Raw genomic sequence first — 14,920 nt, 5'->3', positions numbered from 1 at the left:
TCAGTTCTTTTTATACACATTTAGGAGGGATCGACCATGAAAAACAGCGCCAAACGCGCCAACTTCATTACGTTCGCCATCATCGGTGCCATCATCGTGATCGGGATCGCGCTTTTATTCTTCTTGAATAATGCGAATGAAGAGACCGGCGTCAACGCCGTGTCAGCGGACGAGCTCGAACAGAAAATTGACGAAGAAGAAGAGGTCGTCGTTTACTTCTGGCAGACGGGTTGCGAATATTGTGATCAAGTCAAACCGTATGTCGAACCACTCATCGAGGAGTATGACGCGGTCTCGATCAACTTGGCCGATCATGACGTCTGGACGACTTATGGCATTAACGGAACACCAACGATGATTCGTTTTAAAGACGGTCAAGAAACGGGTCGTGTCGAAGGGGCCGTCTCGGAACAACAGTACGAAACGTTCTTTAAAAACGAGGAGGCCGCACAGTGATCAAAAGCCGCTTGTATCAGACGTTGTTTGAATTGAATGCGACACCGTTCATCGCCAAGCGGCTCCGTCAGTTCGCCGAATCGAAGGCGAGCCGCGCGTTCATCCCGTCGTTCGCGAAAACGTATCAAATCGATATCGCTGAAGCGGCAGAGCCGATCGACGCCTATCCGAGTCTGCACGCCTTTTTCACGCGCCACTTGAAAGACGGGGCGCGCCCGATCGATGCAAACACGGACACGGTCGTATCACCGTGCGACGGACAGCTGTCGATCGTGTCCGCCATAACAGACGAGAGTCGGTTTGAAGTAAAGGGGCAGTCGTATACGCTCGCCGAGATGCTCGGTTCACAGTCAGAGGCGAGACGGTATGCCGGCGGGACGGTTTGCGTGCTCTACTTGAGCCCGCGTGACTACCACCGTGTCCATGTCCCGCTCGCAGGCCGAGTGCTCAGCCATTACGAGCTCGGCGACCGTTCGGCGCCGGTGAATGAACTCGGTTTGACGGAGACGGTCCGCCCGTTGTCACGTAACTATCGCCGTGTCACACGCTTTGAGAGCGTGGCCGGACGTTACGAGCACATCATGGTCGGCGCTTTGAACGTCAATACAATCGAATGGACCCATGACGGCGAACGTGTCGATAAAGGGGCCGAGGTCGGTTACTTCTCGTTCGGCTCGACCGTTATCCTCTGTTTTGAGAAAGATCGTGTCGTCATCGACCCGGCGAAAATTGGTCCGGTCCGGCTCGGTGAAGTCATCGGTTCGATTCAATCGAACCGATGACTGATAAGTAAATAGACAACAATTTTCTGGCCGGTCAAACGAGACACTAGTCGTTTGGCCGGTTTTCGTATAACATAGAAGGGATATCAATACTTGTATAAGCTGTTGAATCGCTTTAGCTAATTGGAGGAATACAAACGTGTTTAATCGACTTTATCCGAAACAGTTCGTCGCGTCAGTATTTGACATCGACCTTGAAGACTTGAAAGACCGTGGTGTCCGCGTCATTTTGACGGACCTTGATAATACACTCGTGGCCTGGGACGTCCCGCACGCACCTGAGCTTCTTTTGCTATGGCTCGAGAAAGTGAAATCACATGGACTCGATGTCATCGTCGTCTCGAATAATAACGAGAACCGCGTGCGCACGTTTACGGAACCGCTCGGTCTTCATTATGTGGCGCGTGCGAAAAAACCGTTGCCGTCTGGGTTCAAGCAAGCACTTGCCAAGTACGGCTATTCAACCAAAGAAGCGATTTTCTTAGGCGATCAAATCTTCACTGACGTGCTCGGCGCCAATATGGCAGGCATTCACGTCGTTCACGTGCAGCCCGTCGTCAAGACGGACGGTCTCGTCACGAAGTTCAATCGCATGCTGGAGAAAGTCGTATTCGCGCATATGAAGCGTCGCGGGAAGTACGTGTTGATCACGAAAAAAGTGGAGGAAATCGCAGTCGATGCGAAGCGGGCCAAAGTGGCCGTCGCTGAAAAAATCGGCGAGGCGATGCACTCACGTTCAGAAGATTCACATAAAAAAGATAAATAAGGGCCTCGAACGCATAGGAAGAAGGAGGCTGTCTTGTACGGCGCGTAAGACGTCGGAATTAACGCTTCAGGAGTAGCGGCGAGGCGCTACGAAGAATGAAGAAGAGGAAACTTAAAGGACAGCACATACGAATATGGAAGAAACGAAACGTTATTGCGCCGGTTGCGGCGTTCTCATTCAAACAGAAGACCCGACAGCAGTCGGTTATGCACCAAAATCGGCACTTGATCGCGAGATCGTCATTTGCCAACGCTGCTTCAAATTGAAGCATTACAACCAGATCCAAGACGTCGAATTGACGGACGATGACTTCTTGCGCATCTTGAACGGGATCAGCGCCAAAGAAGCGCTCGTCATCAAAATCGTCGATATTTTTGATTTCAACGGAAGCTGGCTCCCGGGACTTCAACGTTCGGTCGGATCGAACGATGTCTTGTTAGTCGGGAACAAAGTCGATCTACTGCCGAAGTCGGTCAACCCGAACCGGATGGCGAACTGGATGAAGACCGAGGCGAAAGAACTTGGCTTGACGCCGGTCGATGTCCATTTGATCAGCGCTAAAAAAGGTCACGGCATCGACGAACTAGCAGAGAAGATCGAGTACTATCGCAAAGGGAAAGACGTCTACGTCGTCGGTTGTACGAACGTCGGGAAATCGACACTCATCAACCAAATCATCAAGCGCTTCGGTGCTGAAGATGAAGCGATCATCACCGTCAGTCATTTCCCGGGAACGACGCTCGACTTGATCGACGTCCCGCTCGACGATGATGCGAACCTGTACGATACGCCAGGGATCATCAACCGCCATCAAATGGCGCATTACGTCGACGCGCGCGATTTGAAGACGATCACACCTAAAAAAGAGATCAAGCCGCACGTGTTCCAATTGAACCCGCAGCAAACACTCTTCTTTGGTGGTCTGGCTCGTCTCGATTACCTGGAAGGCAATAAACGTTCATTCGTCGTCTACATGTCGAACGAGTTGAAGACACACCGGACGAAGCTCGACAAAGCAGATGAGCTTTATGAAAACCATATCGGCAAAATGCTTAACCCGCCGAACGAGAAGACGTTGCAATTGTTGCCGCCGCTCGTGCGTCATGAATTTAGTCTCCGTGACGGCGTCAAGACGGATATCGTCTTTAGCGGACTCGGTTGGGTCGCCATCCACGGAAAAGGTGGACGGATTGCCGCTTGGGCACCAAAAGGAGTCGTCGTCACATTACGCGAGGCGCTCGTATGAGACTGGCCGTCATCGGTCACCCAATCGCTCATTCGCTCTCTCCCTCCCTGCACGAGCAGTGGCTGAGAGCGTCTGGGCTTTTCGGGCGGTATGACGCGCTCGACGTCACAGCGGACGAGCTCGCCCCGTTGTTTCAGGCGATGCGGGACGGGGACTATGACGGGTTCAACGTCACGATCCCGTACAAGGAAGCGGTCATCCCGTTGTTAGACGACTTGGAGGACTCAGCCAAGTCGGCCGGTGCCGTCAACACCGTCTATAAGCGGGACGGACGTTTGATCGGCGCGAACACGGACGGCGTCGGTCTTGTGACCGCACTCGACCCGTACACCGACTGGTCTGGTCGTGTGCTCGTCATCGGGGCGGGTGGAGCGGCCCGCGGGATCATCAGCGCGTTGCCGACCCGAAACGTCACGGTCACGAACCGGACGATCGACCGGGCCGAGCGTCTCGCGAAGACGTTCGGCATCGAGTCACAACCGCTCGGTGATGTCGACGTCGCCCGCTACGACGTCATCATCCAAACGACATCGGTCGGCATGGATGGGGTACAATCACCGCTTCCGTTAAATGGATTACGACAAAACACCGTCATTTGTGATATCATATATCGTCCACTCGTCACACCGTTTTTAAGCGACGCCACAATCCGAGGCGGTAAAACCGTGAACGGGACTGCCATGTTCGTCGGGCAGGGAGCGTTGGCGTTCGAACGCTGGACAGGTGTGAAACCGGATCAAATTGTCGGAATGAAGTTAATTGAAAGCTTATTGGAGGAATAAAAATAATGTTATCAGGTAAACAGAAGCGATTTTTACGCGCCGAGGCACACAACCTCTCGGCCATCTACCAAGTCGGAAAAAACGGCGTCAGTGAAGCGATGTGCAAAGACATCGGCGATGCGCTCGAAAAGCGTGAACTGTTAAAAGTCCAAGTTCTTCAAAACTGTCTCGACACGCCGAAAGACGTGGCTGGAGAGTTGGCTGAAGGAACGAAGGCAGAAGTCGTTCAAGTCATTGGAAAAGTCATCGTCTTGTACAAACAGGCGAAAGAGAAAGAGAATCGCCAAATCAAGCTTCCATGAGTCGCATCGGGCTGATGGGAGGGACGTTCGACCCGCCGCATCTCGGTCATCTGTTGATCGCCGAGCAGGCGAGAGAACAACTCGAGCTCGACGAGGTCTGGTTCTTACCGGCAGCGATCCCGCCCCATAAGGCCGGGTTCAGCCGGGCGGACGACCGGATCGAGATGACGCGACGGGCCATCTCCGGTCACCCGGATTTCAAGCTCAACTTGATCGAGTTCGAACGAGCTGAACCGTCCTACACGGTCGAGACGATGAAACGGTTGCGGGAGCAGTATCCGGCTGACACGTTCTTCTTCCTGATCGGGGCCGATTCACTCGATGCGCTCGAGAAGTGGCACGATTATGAGACGCTGACTACGCTCGTGACGTTCGGTGCGGTCGCACGGCCCGGGAGTCGTTACCGGATCCCGAGCCGAGCTGACGTCCGTACGATCGACATGCCGCAGCTTGAGATTTCGTCGACCGACATTCGGGAACGTGCGAAGCGGAACAAGTCGATCACGTATCTCGTCCCATGTGAAGTCGAAACTTATATCAAGGAGCACGATTTGTATGACGTATGAACAGGCACAGGCATTGATTGAACGAACGTTGCCTGAGAAACGGTACATCCATACGCTCGGTGTCGTCGAGACGGCAGAACGTCTCGCCCGAACGTACGGAGAGGACGTAGACCAGGCCCGGCTCGCGGCAATGTTGCACGATTATGCGAAGTACCATGACCGTGACGAGATGCGTCAAATCGTCTTAGACGAGCATCTCGACCCGTTGTTGCTCGAGTTTGATGACGAACTGCTTCATGCGCCGGTCGGAGCGGTCTTGTTAGACCGCGCCTACGACCTCGACGCTGAAGTCATATCGGCCATCAAAAATCACACGACCGGCGAACCCGGCATGTCGCGCCTCGATCAAATTTTATTTGTCGCGGATGCGATTGAACCGAATCGTCGGTATCCCGGTGTCGACGTGTTGCGCGATTTGGCCGACGTTTCACTTGAAGCGGCCGTCGTCGCGACACTGCGCCATACGATTAACTATTTATTGAAGAAGTCGGTGCGGATTTTCCCGCAGACGATTACGACATATAACTATTATTTGAACACACCTTAGGAGGGTCTATATGACTGTAAAAGAAGAACTTGAATTGATTGTAAAAGCTGTTGACGATAAACGTGGGGAAGACATCGTCGTCCTCGACATGGAAGGTATCTCACCGATCGCCGATTATTTCGTCATCTGCCACGGTAACTCTGAGAAGCAAGTCGAAGCGATCGCACGTGAAATCAAAGACGTGGCGGGCGAGAACGATTTGCCGCTTAAAAAATTCGAAGGCATGGACTCGGCACGTTGGGTGCTCGCTGACCTCGAAAACGTCGTCGTCCACATCTTCCACCGTGACGACCGTGACTACTACAACCTCGAAAAATTATGGGCTGACGCGCCGCACGTCGACGTGGAAGTCGGCTAATGACGTACGAAGGGTTCGCCTACGTATACGATGAGTTGATGAAAGATGCCCCGTACGCGGATTGGGTCGCGTTCGTGCGGCGCCACGTCGCGGACGGTGCATCGCTTGCCGACGTCGGATGCGGGACGGGCTCAGCGACGATCCGGCTGGCCGAGCATTACGACACGATCGGTCTCGACTTATCCGAGTCAATGCTCGAAGTCGCCCAAGAGAAAGCGCTTGAAGCGGGCGTCACGCTCCCGCTCTGGCAACAAGACATGCGTGAGCTCGAACTGCCGGCTCCGGTCGATGCCGTGACGATCCTTTGTGACTCGCTTTGCTACCTTGCAGACGAGGCCGACGTCGTCGACACGTTCGAGGCGGTATATGAGCAGCTGAAGCCGGGCGGGACGTTCATCTTTGACGTCCATTCACCGAACAAGATGGAGACGCTCTTCAACCAGAAGACGTACGCGTCGAACGGGGAAGACTGTTCTTACATCTGGTTCGCTGACCCGGGCGAGAAGCCGCTCTCGGTCATCCACGATTTGACGTTTTTCGTCGCGCTCGAGGATGGCACGTATGAACGCGTCGAAGAGACGCACGAACAGCGGACGTATGAGCCAGGGCAGTATATGCAATGGCTCATCGGTGCCGGCTTCCACGTGAAATCGGTCACGGCCGACTTCACGGATCAAGCTCCGGGCCAAAACGCCGAACGAATTTTCTTCGTCGCCCAGAAATAAACGAGACCCTATCGCGTGAAGCGATGGGGTCTTTGTCATATGGAAATATGTACACAGTTGTTCGATTAGACACGGAAATGGGAATAAGTCCGTAGAGACATTTTACGGAAAGAAGGCACGTATCATGAAGCTGACACGAGGACGACTGTTAGAATTCGGATTCGTCTTGTTCATGGGGATTATTCTCATCACGTCCATCATTCAAGGAGCGTGGTTTAACGCGAGTGTCGCCGGGGCGGGCATCGTCTCGGGACTGATTCCGTTCATGTTGGAGAAGGCGTTTAAAACCGAGTTCGATGCCAAGATGAAAATCGCCTATATTATTTTCCTGTTCGCCTCGCAATATTTGGGTTCGATCGTCGGATTATACAGCAACGGATGGTGGGACACATTTTTGCACGTGTTGAGCGGGGTATTTTTGGCGTTTCTTGGTTTTGACTTCTTTAGTCGTCTCGATGAAGACACACGGCTCGAGATGCCGAAGCGCTTCCTCTTCGTTTACATCGTCGTCTTCTCGATGGCGGGCGCGGCGTTATGGGAGATGTATGAGTTCACGTCAGACATTGTGTTGCAGACGACGATGCAAGGGAACGGGAACGATGACACGATGGTTGATATAATTGCCGGATCGCTCGGTGGGATCATCGCTGCCTTATTGGTGACAGAAATCCATCGGAAAGAGCAGATTAAAAAGAAAAATGGAACCACCTGAAAATAATAGCGCTTACAAAACGTTCGAGACGTCTCGAGCGTTTTATTTGTAATAATTATTATCTTTTAATATTATTAATTTAGTAATAATGATTATTAAGAGGAGGCAACAATATGGATCAACATCGTCATCTAACTACTAACCAAGGCGTTCCAATCGGGGACAACGCCAACTCCATCACAGCGGGCCGCCGCGGCCCAACGCTTCTCGAAGATTATCAGCTAATTGAGAAACTCGCCCACTTTGACCGTGAGCGCGTGCCGGAGCGGGTCGTTCATGCCCGTGGTGCCGGAGCACACGGTGTCTTCAAAGTTAAAAATAGCATGAAACGATATACGAAAGCCAAGTTCTTGCAAGAAGTTGGCCAAGAAACACCAATTTTTGCCCGCTTCTCGACGGTCATCCACGGTCTCGGTTCACCGGAGACGCTTCGTGACCCGCGTGGATTCTCAGTCAAGTTCTACACCGAAGAAGGGAACTATGACTTCGTCGGAAACAACTTGCCGGTCTTCTTCATCCGTGATGCGATCAAGTTCCCAGACGTGATCCACTCGCTCAAACCGGACCCACGGACGAACCTTCAAGACCCGGACCGTTTCTTCGACTTCATGTCGCTCACACCGGAATCGACGAGCATGCTCGTGCACTTGTTCAGTGATGAAGGCATCCCGGCGTCGTACCGTCACATGCGCGGTTCATCGGTCCATTCGTTCAAATGGGTAAACGAATTTGGGAACACGGTGTACATAAAGCTCCGTTGGGTTCCGAAGCAAGGCATTAAAAACTTGTCGATGGACGAAGCAGCGAAAGTGCAAGCGGAAGACTTCAACCATGCGACGCGCGACTTGTTCAACGCGATCGAAGAAGGCGACTTCCCGGAATGGGACCTTTACGTCCAAATCCTCGATCCGGCCGATATGGACAACTTCGACTTCGACCCGCTCGATGCGACGAAAGACTGGTTCGAAGACGTCATCCCGTATCAACTCGTCGGCACGATGACGCTCAATAAGAACGTCGACAACTTCTTCGCCGAGACGGAATCGGTCGGGTTCAACCCGGGCGTGCTCGTCCCTGGGATTCAACCGTCTGAAGACAAGATGCTGCAAGGCCGTCTGTTCTCATACTCAGACACGCAACGTTACCGCATCGGGGCGAACTATCTCCAACTCCCGATCAACTGCCCGTTCGCACAAGTGTCGAACAACCAGCGTGATGGCGCGATGCCGTTCAAACAACAGACGAGTCCGGTCAACTACGAGCCGAACCGTTACGAGGACACACCGAAACCGGATGCGGCTTATATCGAAACCGAGCAACCGATCACAGGAGTAACAGGTCGTCAGAAAATCGAGAAGACGAACGACTTCGGGCAAGCAGGCGAGGTGTACCGCCGCTACTCGCAAGACGAGAAAGATGGTCTCGTGCGTAACTTGGTCGCCCACATTAAAGAAGTCCGTCATGAGAAGACGGTCCTTCTCTTGATCTGTAACTTCTACCGTGCCGACCGCGACCTCGGGGAACGCCTGTCGAAAGAATTGAACGTCGATATCACACCATTCTTGAGTCAAGTGACGGAGTAAACGTTAGGAAGCAGAGTCGGCAAAACGCCGCTCTGCTTTTTTGCGTATACTAGGGAATGGGGGTGATGAAATGAATGTGCGAAGTGCCGGGTATTTGCTAATCGAACGTACAAATCGAGCAGCGTATATGGACGAACGACTGATTCCGAAGTTGGTGCAATCTGCAAGTGTATGCATTTGTGAGCAATATCCAACGCTTGATGTGCTTTGGGGGACGTCAAAACATAGTAAAGATACGTATCGAGAACAATTGCGACTTAGCGAAGAAGAATTCTTCATACTCATGGAATGGGTAGATTTGCATCAGGAGAGTGGGGAACTCGGATACCCTCAAACGTTTCAGACGATTGAACTCGCAAAGAAATTTAGGGACCGCTTCTTCTCTCACATCGAACTCGACATCATTGAGCTCGGCCTGCCTGAGTCTTATGTTTCTGACTTTTTAGCAGAGGGGGAAGAAGGAGACAGCCCCGAGCGATACGGTGTTGAACGTTTCATTTTGCGACACGAACGCAATGAGCCGCTCGGACGATTTCTCGGTTACGAAGTGCTCGGGTATGAGAAAGGCACGTTTCATTCCTATCTATGTAATGGGTTAGAGCGAGATTTCGCCGAACGATTCCCGTTTCAGTTGAACGAGCGCGGCTTCATCCCGACGCTTGAAGAAGCGGAACGCTATTGTACATACAGTAATCAAGAAGACGTTGGGACTGAGCCTGTCTTGTGGTTGCCATGGGCCATCTTTAAAGTGGAGTGAGGTCTCTATCATTGTCGGAAACCTTCGCTCTGTGCCAAGATAAGAAAAAAGGGGGAAGCTGCATGAATCAAATCATCGAAACATTACTGAACCACCGCTCCGTCCGCTCGTTCACGGACGAGACGCTGACCGACGAACAGATCCGTCTCATCGTCGAGAGTGCCCAGCGCGCCTCGACGTCGAGCTTCATCCAGGCGTATTCGATCATCGGCGTGACCGACCCGGAGAAGAAGGCCCGCCTCGCCGAGATTGCCGGCAATCAGCAGTACGTCGTCGACAACGGTCATTTCTTCGTCTTTTGTGCCGATTTGTATCGGCACGAACTGATCGGGCAACTGCAAGAAGCCGCCGTCAACCCGACGCTCGAGACCGATGAGAAACTGCTCGTCGCCGTCATCGACGCCACGCTCGCGTCACAGAACGCCGTCGTCGCCGCCGAATCGATGGGGTTAGGCATTTGTTACATAGGTGGGATCCGCAACGATATGTCGGCTGTCAAAGAGTTGCTCGGTTTGCCGGAGCGGGTGTTGCCGCTGTTCGGGCTCGCAGTCGGTGTCCCGGCGCACGTCGAGGATCAAAAACCGCGGCTTCCGCTCGAGCATATCTATCATGAGAACACGTACGACGCTGATCCGATTCAACTGAAGCAAGAGCTCACAGCTTACGACCAGACGATTCACGACTATTATGCGGCACGTGGATCGAACCAACGCAGCGATACATGGACGGGCCAGATGGGACGGATGTTGTCGAAGCCGACTCGGCTCGATGTGAAAGACTTCTTGAAGACGCAAGGCTATTTGAAGCAATGAAAAAACCGCCGGCTGAACTGCCCTGTAAAAGTTGGATTTTCATGTCCAACTTTTTTGGTTCAGTTCAACTGGCGGTTTTTAGTTGGTTTTGGTATCGAGCCACGCTTTATCGATCGCACCGAACTGTTTGGCGACGATGACACCATTTTCATCGAGCACATACGTCGTCGGCATCGCTTGGATCCGGTAGGCGTTCCCGACGGCACCGTCCTCATCGTAGACGACTTGGAACGCGTCTTCATAAGGCGCGACGAACGACCGCGCCTCGTCGACGTCACGTTCACTCGTCGTCGTGTTGACGGCAACGATCGTCACATCATCTTGCTCGCGGGCAAACTTGGCCATGTCTGGCATCTCAGCCCGGCACGGCGGGCACCAAGACGCCCAAAAGTTGACGACGACACGCTCTCCGCGTAAGTCTTCTAAGTTAAGTGTCGTCCCGTCCGTTCGTTTCAATTCAAAGTTAGGCGGAACTTGACCGATGTTCAGTCCTGCCGCTTGAGACGAGTCGGCAACGAGCGTTGGTGTCTCGTCCGGTAAGCTCGCGTTGATGATCGCGAGCGCGACGAGGACACCGAGACCGGATTGGACGATGCGGCGTGACGGTTTGACGACGTACCCGGCGAGTCCGACTAAAGCTGCGAACGGGATGAGCCACAGTAGATTCACCGTTGTCGTCGCATACGTGCTCACGAGCCAGATAGCAAACGCACCGACCGTCGTCCATAGCAAGGCACCGACCGATGGCGAGCGCATCCAGCGCCACGTCACAACGATTAAGCCTGCGATGAGCAGGGCAGTGTACAGATGGAGCGGTTGAGCGGTCGCGATAAACGGGAGCGTTCCGTACTTCGGCACGACGATCGTCACACCGAACCATAAAAGTAGGGCTGAAAATAGCCAATAGCCCCGAAGCCCGGGAGCAAGCCGGAAGACGAAAAATCCGATCGTTGCAGTGGCGACGAGGATCGACCAGATACCGCCCGTCGCGTACAGCGATAGCGCCAAACTACCGGTCGAGGTGAGGCCGATGATGATGGCGCTCAGTTTCCAGGCGAGAAACCCGGCGAACCACGTCCCGAGGACGGCGTCGCGGTCTTTTTCCGTTAATCCGATTTTTTTGAAGCCGATGTAGAGAACGAGCAGACTGACCATGAAGACGAGCAGGTCGAGTCGGACGTTCAGTGGACCGATTGCAATCACGATATCCCTCCTAGAGAAAAAGCGCCCAAACGAGTGGGCGCTTTCTTTGTTTTTAGTATAGCATTAGCCGATTTGTTCTGCGTTGAGGACGGTCTTCATCGCGGCATAACCACCGAGAACGTTTTGAATATCCTTGTAGCCGAGTGATTGAAGGACGCTCGCGGCCATACGTGAACGGACGCCTGACGCACAGTGGACGGCAATCGTCTTGTCTGTCGGTAGACCGTCATGGTCACGCATGAGTTTACCGAGCAAGATACGCTCTGCTTTCTCATAGTGACTCGCGTTCCATTCTGTCGCATTGCGGACGTCGAGGACGAACACGTCGTTCTTTTCAGCTGATTCGATCGCTTGTTCAGCCGTCACGTCCGTGTACGTTTCCGTCAACAGTTCTTGGCCGAGCTCTTCGACAGGGACGATGAAGCGGAGGCGGTCAAGACCGATTGATTGAAGGTCTGTTTGCACTTCTTCGACGTCTTCCGCGCTCGCGATGAGCGTGATGTCTTTGTCGAAGTTCACGAGCCAGCCGGCCCATGAGACGAATTTCGTGTTGTAAGGGATGTTGATCGTCCCAGGGACGTGACCTTGCGCGAAGTCTTCGCCTTTACGTGTGTCGACGACTTGCGTCGCTTCGACGAGTGTGTCGAGACGGTCCGTGCCGACGACTTCTGGACGAGCGATCTCGTTCGTCACTTGGATGCCTTCTTTGTTCACTTTTTTCATCATCGCGAAGTAGTTCGGCGGTTCTGGTTGGTCCGTCGTCAACTCTTTGATGAATGCGTCTTTGTCCGTCATTTGGAGCGCCCAGTTCGTCGCTTTCTCATAACCGACCGTTGACGTTGGGATCGCGCCGAGCGCTTTCCCGCAAGCGCTGCCGGCACCATGGCCAGGCCAGACTTGAACGAAGTCAGGGAGAGCCTTGAACTTGTTAAGCGAGTGGAACATTTGCTCGGCACCGATGGCCGTCGTTCCTTTCACGCCGGCCGCTTCTTCGAGCAGGTCAGGGCGTCCGATATCGCCGACGAAGACGAAGTCGCCTGTGAAAATACCCATCGGTTGCGTTTGGTTGCGGTCATAGAGCAAGAACGAGATGTGTTCCGGTGTGTGGCCTGGTGTGTGCATGACTTCGAGCGTGACGTTACCGACTTTGAACGTGTCGCCGTCTTTGACGAGTTTCGAGTCGATGTCTTTCGCGAACGCGTATTTCCATGACGCGTCACCTTCATCTGACAAGTAGGCTGTCGAGCCAGTGCGTTTCGCAAGTTCGAGCGAACCTGAGACGAAGTCGGCGTGGATGTGTGTCTCAGCCGTCGCGACGATCGTCATGCCTTCTTTTTCAGCTTCTTGCAAGTACGGTGTGATGTTGCGGGCCGGGTCGATGACGACCGCTTCGCCGGTCATTTGGCAACCGACCATGTAAGATGCCTGTGCTAATTTTTGATCATAGAAATAACGTAATAACATATGATATACCCCCTAGAATATTTGACTGTAAACGTTAGTTGTTGTGCTGCTTTATATTAAGAAGTGATTAAACCGTTTCGCCTGTCCAGCTCATCATGCCGCCGTCGACGTTGATGACGTCAAAGCCGAGTGAGTCGAGGTAAGCTGACGCGTTCATGCTGCGTCCGCCTGCCGCACAGATGACATGAATCGGTTTCGTGCGGTCGAGCTCATCGACTTTCGCACTGAACTCAGACAACGGTACGTTTTTTGCTTGTTTGATATGTCCGCCTGCAAATTCGTCCGTTTCACGTACGTCGATCAAGTTGAGCGTTTCATCCGTGCTTAGCAATGTTTCTAATTCAGTCGTCGTAATCGTCTTCATGTGGTATTAATCCCCTTTTCTAATCAAGTTATGTTTAAAGTGAGTAACTTTCGTTGTTTTTAATATACCCCCTAAGGTATACTCAATGCAAGGAAAAGAATTGGAGGTCAAAAATTGCGTAAATTAACGATCATCTTATCGGTTTTAGTGATTGTGACTGTCGGAATCGTGGTTTTCACTTCGAAAGAGGATAGAATCACCCAAATCGACGTCGAAACACTACAAAACAGATTGGAAAACGAAGAAATAACCTTGTTGGACGTCCGTGAACTAGATGAATACGAGGGGGGGCATATCGAAGGAGCGGTGAACGCACCACTTTCTTCATTAAATGAAACCGAATTACCTTATGCGAAAGATGAACCGATCTATATCATTTGCCGCAGTGGCAATCGAAGCGCCCAGGCGGCCGAGTTGTTGCAGGATCGAGGTTATACGGAAATTTATGACGTTTCAGGCGGTATGATCGCTTGGGAACAGAGATAAAACTTACTTATCTAATAGGGTAGGAAACTGGAGGAGCTAGGATGGAGTTAGAGTTTATCATCACAATCTTTTTGATCGGCTTTATCGGATCATTCATCTCAGGGATGGTCGGGATTGGCGGATCAATCATTAAATATCCAATGTTGTTGTACATTCCGCCGCTTCTTGGCTTCGCGGCGTTCAGCGCCCACGAAGTATCTGGGATCAGCGCGATTCAAGTGTTCTTCGCGACGATCGGTGGGATTTACGCATATCGTAAAGGCGGCTATTTGAATAAACAACTCATCCTGTATATGGGTGTCGCCGTCTTGATCGGAAGTTTCATCGGGGGCTACGGCTCGACGCTGTTGTCGGAGAACTTGATCAACGTCGTCTATGCGGTCCTCGCGACGATTGCGACGATCATGATGTTCTTACCGAAAGCGAACGTCGAAGATTTGCCGCTCGACCAAGTCACGTTCAATAAACTGATCGCGGCCAGTTCGGCGTTTATCGTCGGGATCGCAGCCGGGATCGTCGGGGCGGCCGGAGCGTTCATCTTGATGCCAATCATGCTCGTCGTGCTCCGTATCCCGACGAAGATGGCGATCGCGAGTTCGCTTGCGATCACGTTCATCTCATCGATCGGGTCGACAGCCGGTAAGATCATCACCGACCAAATCGTCTGGGAACCGGCTTTCGTCATGATCATCGCGAGTTTGATTGCGGCACCGATCGGGGCGAACATCGGGAAAAATATGAAGACAAAGTCGCTCCAGATGATTTTGGCGTTGCTCATTTTAGCGAGTACGGTCAAGATCTGGATGGACATCATCGGCTAAATGAATCGTGTTTCAAAGGCTATCGAGTTCACTCGATAGCCTTTTTTAGATGAAGATTGCAAAGAAATTGTTAAGTTTATGTAGCATTGTAAACGTCAAAAAGTTGAATTAAGTTCAAAAGAACGTTAAAATACTCTTTATACGTCTGTACGTTTGTTAGTCGACGCACTAACTTACCATATGAAAAT

Annotated in this window: 19 protein-coding genes; 16 read left to right on the top strand and 3 right to left on the bottom strand. The window is 52.4% G+C overall.

Translation table 11 applies throughout. From position 1 onward, the window contains the following. The first annotated feature begins 36 nt into the window (after window positions 1-36). From EVJ28_RS09615 to nfsA, 14 genes are all read left to right on the top strand, one after another. The gene (locus EVJ28_RS09615) at window positions 37-456 is read left to right on the top strand and encodes a thioredoxin family protein (protein ID WP_131458969.1); all 420 of its coding nucleotides are present in this window, start codon (window positions 37-39) and stop codon (window positions 454-456) included. Then, window positions 453-1,238 (top strand): phosphatidylserine decarboxylase, encoded by a 786-nt coding sequence (locus tag EVJ28_RS09610; protein ID WP_131458971.1) that lies wholly within the window; start codon window positions 453-455, stop codon window positions 1,236-1,238. The genes EVJ28_RS09615 and EVJ28_RS09610 overlap by 4 nt, the downstream gene beginning before the upstream one ends. Before the next feature lie 139 nt (window positions 1,239-1,377). Beyond that, a complete protein-coding gene (locus tag EVJ28_RS09605) occupies window positions 1,378-2,004 on the top strand; it encodes a YqeG family HAD IIIA-type phosphatase (RefSeq protein WP_070327818.1) in 627 nt (208 codons plus the stop codon). A 133-nt stretch (window positions 2,005-2,137) separates the two neighbouring features. Continuing rightward, entirely contained in the window at window positions 2,138-3,250 is a 1,113-nt protein-coding gene (gene yqeH, locus EVJ28_RS09600; protein WP_016508207.1) for a ribosome biogenesis GTPase YqeH, read from the top strand. Next, window positions 3,247-4,032 (top strand): shikimate dehydrogenase, encoded by a 786-nt coding sequence (aroE, locus tag EVJ28_RS09595; RefSeq protein WP_071399265.1) that lies wholly within the window; start codon window positions 3,247-3,249, stop codon window positions 4,030-4,032. The genes yqeH and aroE overlap by 4 nt, the downstream gene beginning before the upstream one ends. Before the next feature lie 5 nt (window positions 4,033-4,037). Next, a complete protein-coding gene (gene yhbY / locus EVJ28_RS09590) occupies window positions 4,038-4,334 on the top strand; it encodes a ribosome assembly RNA-binding protein YhbY (protein ID WP_016508126.1) in 297 nt (98 codons plus the stop codon). Beyond that, on the top strand, window positions 4,331-4,900 hold the full coding sequence (locus tag EVJ28_RS09585) for a nicotinate-nucleotide adenylyltransferase (protein ID WP_070327816.1): 570 nt from the start codon (window positions 4,331-4,333) through the stop codon (window positions 4,898-4,900). Before yhbY ends, EVJ28_RS09585 begins: the two co-directional genes overlap by 4 nt. After that, a complete protein-coding gene (gene yqeK, locus EVJ28_RS09580) occupies window positions 4,890-5,447 on the top strand; it encodes a bis(5'-nucleosyl)-tetraphosphatase (symmetrical) YqeK (RefSeq protein WP_070327815.1) in 558 nt (185 codons plus the stop codon). The genes EVJ28_RS09585 and yqeK overlap by 11 nt, the downstream gene beginning before the upstream one ends. Before the next feature lie 10 nt (window positions 5,448-5,457). Then, the gene (gene rsfS / locus EVJ28_RS09575) at window positions 5,458-5,805 is read left to right on the top strand and encodes a ribosome silencing factor (protein ID WP_070327814.1); all 348 of its coding nucleotides are present in this window, start codon (window positions 5,458-5,460) and stop codon (window positions 5,803-5,805) included. After that, a complete protein-coding gene (locus tag EVJ28_RS09570; RefSeq protein WP_131488793.1) occupies window positions 5,805-6,530 on the top strand; it encodes a class I SAM-dependent DNA methyltransferase in 726 nt (241 codons plus the stop codon). The genes rsfS and EVJ28_RS09570 overlap by 1 nt, the downstream gene beginning before the upstream one ends. Before the next feature lie 124 nt (window positions 6,531-6,654). Next, complete coding sequence (locus tag EVJ28_RS09565; protein WP_131458976.1) at window positions 6,655-7,242, top strand: DUF2238 domain-containing protein; 588 nt, start codon at window positions 6,655-6,657, stop codon at window positions 7,240-7,242. A gap of 113 nt (window positions 7,243-7,355) precedes the next feature. Next, window positions 7,356-8,825, top strand: coding sequence for a catalase (locus tag EVJ28_RS09560; RefSeq protein ID WP_131458978.1), 1,470 nt, complete (start codon window positions 7,356-7,358; stop codon window positions 8,823-8,825). A 70-nt stretch (window positions 8,826-8,895) separates the two neighbouring features. Then, the gene (locus EVJ28_RS09555) at window positions 8,896-9,582 is read left to right on the top strand and encodes a hypothetical protein (protein ID WP_131488791.1); all 687 of its coding nucleotides are present in this window, start codon (window positions 8,896-8,898) and stop codon (window positions 9,580-9,582) included. A gap of 62 nt (window positions 9,583-9,644) precedes the next feature. Further along, a complete protein-coding gene (nfsA, locus tag EVJ28_RS09550; protein ID WP_131488789.1) occupies window positions 9,645-10,394 on the top strand; it encodes an oxygen-insensitive NADPH nitroreductase in 750 nt (249 codons plus the stop codon). A gap of 78 nt (window positions 10,395-10,472) precedes the next feature. Here the strand turns inward: nfsA and EVJ28_RS09545 are convergent, their stop codons facing one another. From EVJ28_RS09545 to EVJ28_RS09535, 3 genes are all read right to left on the bottom strand, one after another. Further along, a complete protein-coding gene (locus EVJ28_RS09545) occupies window positions 10,473-11,597 on the bottom strand; it encodes a TlpA disulfide reductase family protein (protein WP_131488787.1) in 1,125 nt (374 codons plus the stop codon). Between the two features lie 63 nt (window positions 11,598-11,660). Next, on the bottom strand, window positions 11,661-13,061 hold the full coding sequence (locus tag EVJ28_RS09540; RefSeq protein WP_131488785.1) for an MBL fold metallo-hydrolase: 1,401 nt from the start codon (window positions 13,059-13,061) through the stop codon (window positions 11,661-11,663). Between the two features lie 67 nt (window positions 13,062-13,128). Next, entirely contained in the window at window positions 13,129-13,425 is a 297-nt protein-coding gene (locus EVJ28_RS09535; protein ID WP_131458982.1) for a rhodanese-like domain-containing protein, read from the bottom strand. Between the two features lie 114 nt (window positions 13,426-13,539). On the opposite strand from EVJ28_RS09535, the gene EVJ28_RS09530 reads away from it, so the two are divergent. After that, window positions 13,540-13,911: a rhodanese-like domain-containing protein gene (locus EVJ28_RS09530; RefSeq protein WP_236634116.1), complete on the top strand. Its 372-nt coding sequence runs from the start codon at window positions 13,540-13,542 to the stop codon at window positions 13,909-13,911. Between the two features lie 41 nt (window positions 13,912-13,952). Continuing rightward, entirely contained in the window at window positions 13,953-14,732 is a 780-nt protein-coding gene (locus EVJ28_RS09525) for a sulfite exporter TauE/SafE family protein (protein WP_016508199.1), read from the top strand. Window positions 14,733-14,920 lie beyond the last annotated feature (188 nt).

Origin of the sequence: Exiguobacterium sp. SH3S3, assembly GCF_004337115.1 — a bacterium.
GTDB classification, from domain to species: Bacteria; Bacillota; Bacilli; order Exiguobacteriales; family Exiguobacteriaceae; genus Exiguobacterium; species Exiguobacterium aurantiacum_A.
Note: the sequence above shows the minus strand (reverse complement) of the source record. Positions and strands in the feature narration are given on the sequence as shown.

What these genes read in the sequence shown, in the direction of transcription:
- aroE (WP_071399265.1), top strand. Translation starts at nt 3,247, where the DNA reads ATGAGACTGGCCGTCATCGGTCACCCAATCGCTCATTCGCTCTCTCCC.
- yqeH (WP_016508207.1), top strand. Translation starts at nt 2,138, where the DNA reads ATGGAAGAAACGAAACGTTATTGCGCCGGTTGCGGCGTTCTCATTCAA.
- EVJ28_RS09535 (WP_131458982.1), bottom strand. Translation starts at nt 13,425, where the DNA reads ATGAAGACGATTACGACGACTGAATTAGAAACATTGCTAAGCACGGAT.
- EVJ28_RS09570 (WP_131488793.1), top strand. Translation starts at nt 5,805, where the DNA reads ATGACGTACGAAGGGTTCGCCTACGTATACGATGAGTTGATGAAAGAT.
- EVJ28_RS09560 (WP_131458978.1), top strand. Translation starts at nt 7,356, where the DNA reads ATGGATCAACATCGTCATCTAACTACTAACCAAGGCGTTCCAATCGGG.
- EVJ28_RS09525 (WP_016508199.1), top strand. Translation starts at nt 13,953, where the DNA reads ATGGAGTTAGAGTTTATCATCACAATCTTTTTGATCGGCTTTATCGGA.
- yhbY (WP_016508126.1), top strand. Translation starts at nt 4,038, where the DNA reads ATGTTATCAGGTAAACAGAAGCGATTTTTACGCGCCGAGGCACACAAC.
- EVJ28_RS09615 (WP_131458969.1), top strand. Translation starts at nt 37, where the DNA reads ATGAAAAACAGCGCCAAACGCGCCAACTTCATTACGTTCGCCATCATC.
- rsfS (WP_070327814.1), top strand. Translation starts at nt 5,458, where the DNA reads ATGACTGTAAAAGAAGAACTTGAATTGATTGTAAAAGCTGTTGACGAT.
- EVJ28_RS09585 (WP_070327816.1), top strand. Translation starts at nt 4,331, where the DNA reads ATGAGTCGCATCGGGCTGATGGGAGGGACGTTCGACCCGCCGCATCTC.
- EVJ28_RS09555 (WP_131488791.1), top strand. Translation starts at nt 8,896, where the DNA reads ATGAATGTGCGAAGTGCCGGGTATTTGCTAATCGAACGTACAAATCGA.
- nfsA (WP_131488789.1), top strand. Translation starts at nt 9,645, where the DNA reads ATGAATCAAATCATCGAAACATTACTGAACCACCGCTCCGTCCGCTCG.
- yqeK (WP_070327815.1), top strand. Translation starts at nt 4,890, where the DNA reads ATGACGTATGAACAGGCACAGGCATTGATTGAACGAACGTTGCCTGAG.
- EVJ28_RS09540 (WP_131488785.1), bottom strand. Translation starts at nt 13,061, where the DNA reads ATGTTATTACGTTATTTCTATGATCAAAAATTAGCACAGGCATCTTAC.
- EVJ28_RS09565 (WP_131458976.1), top strand. Translation starts at nt 6,655, where the DNA reads ATGAAGCTGACACGAGGACGACTGTTAGAATTCGGATTCGTCTTGTTC.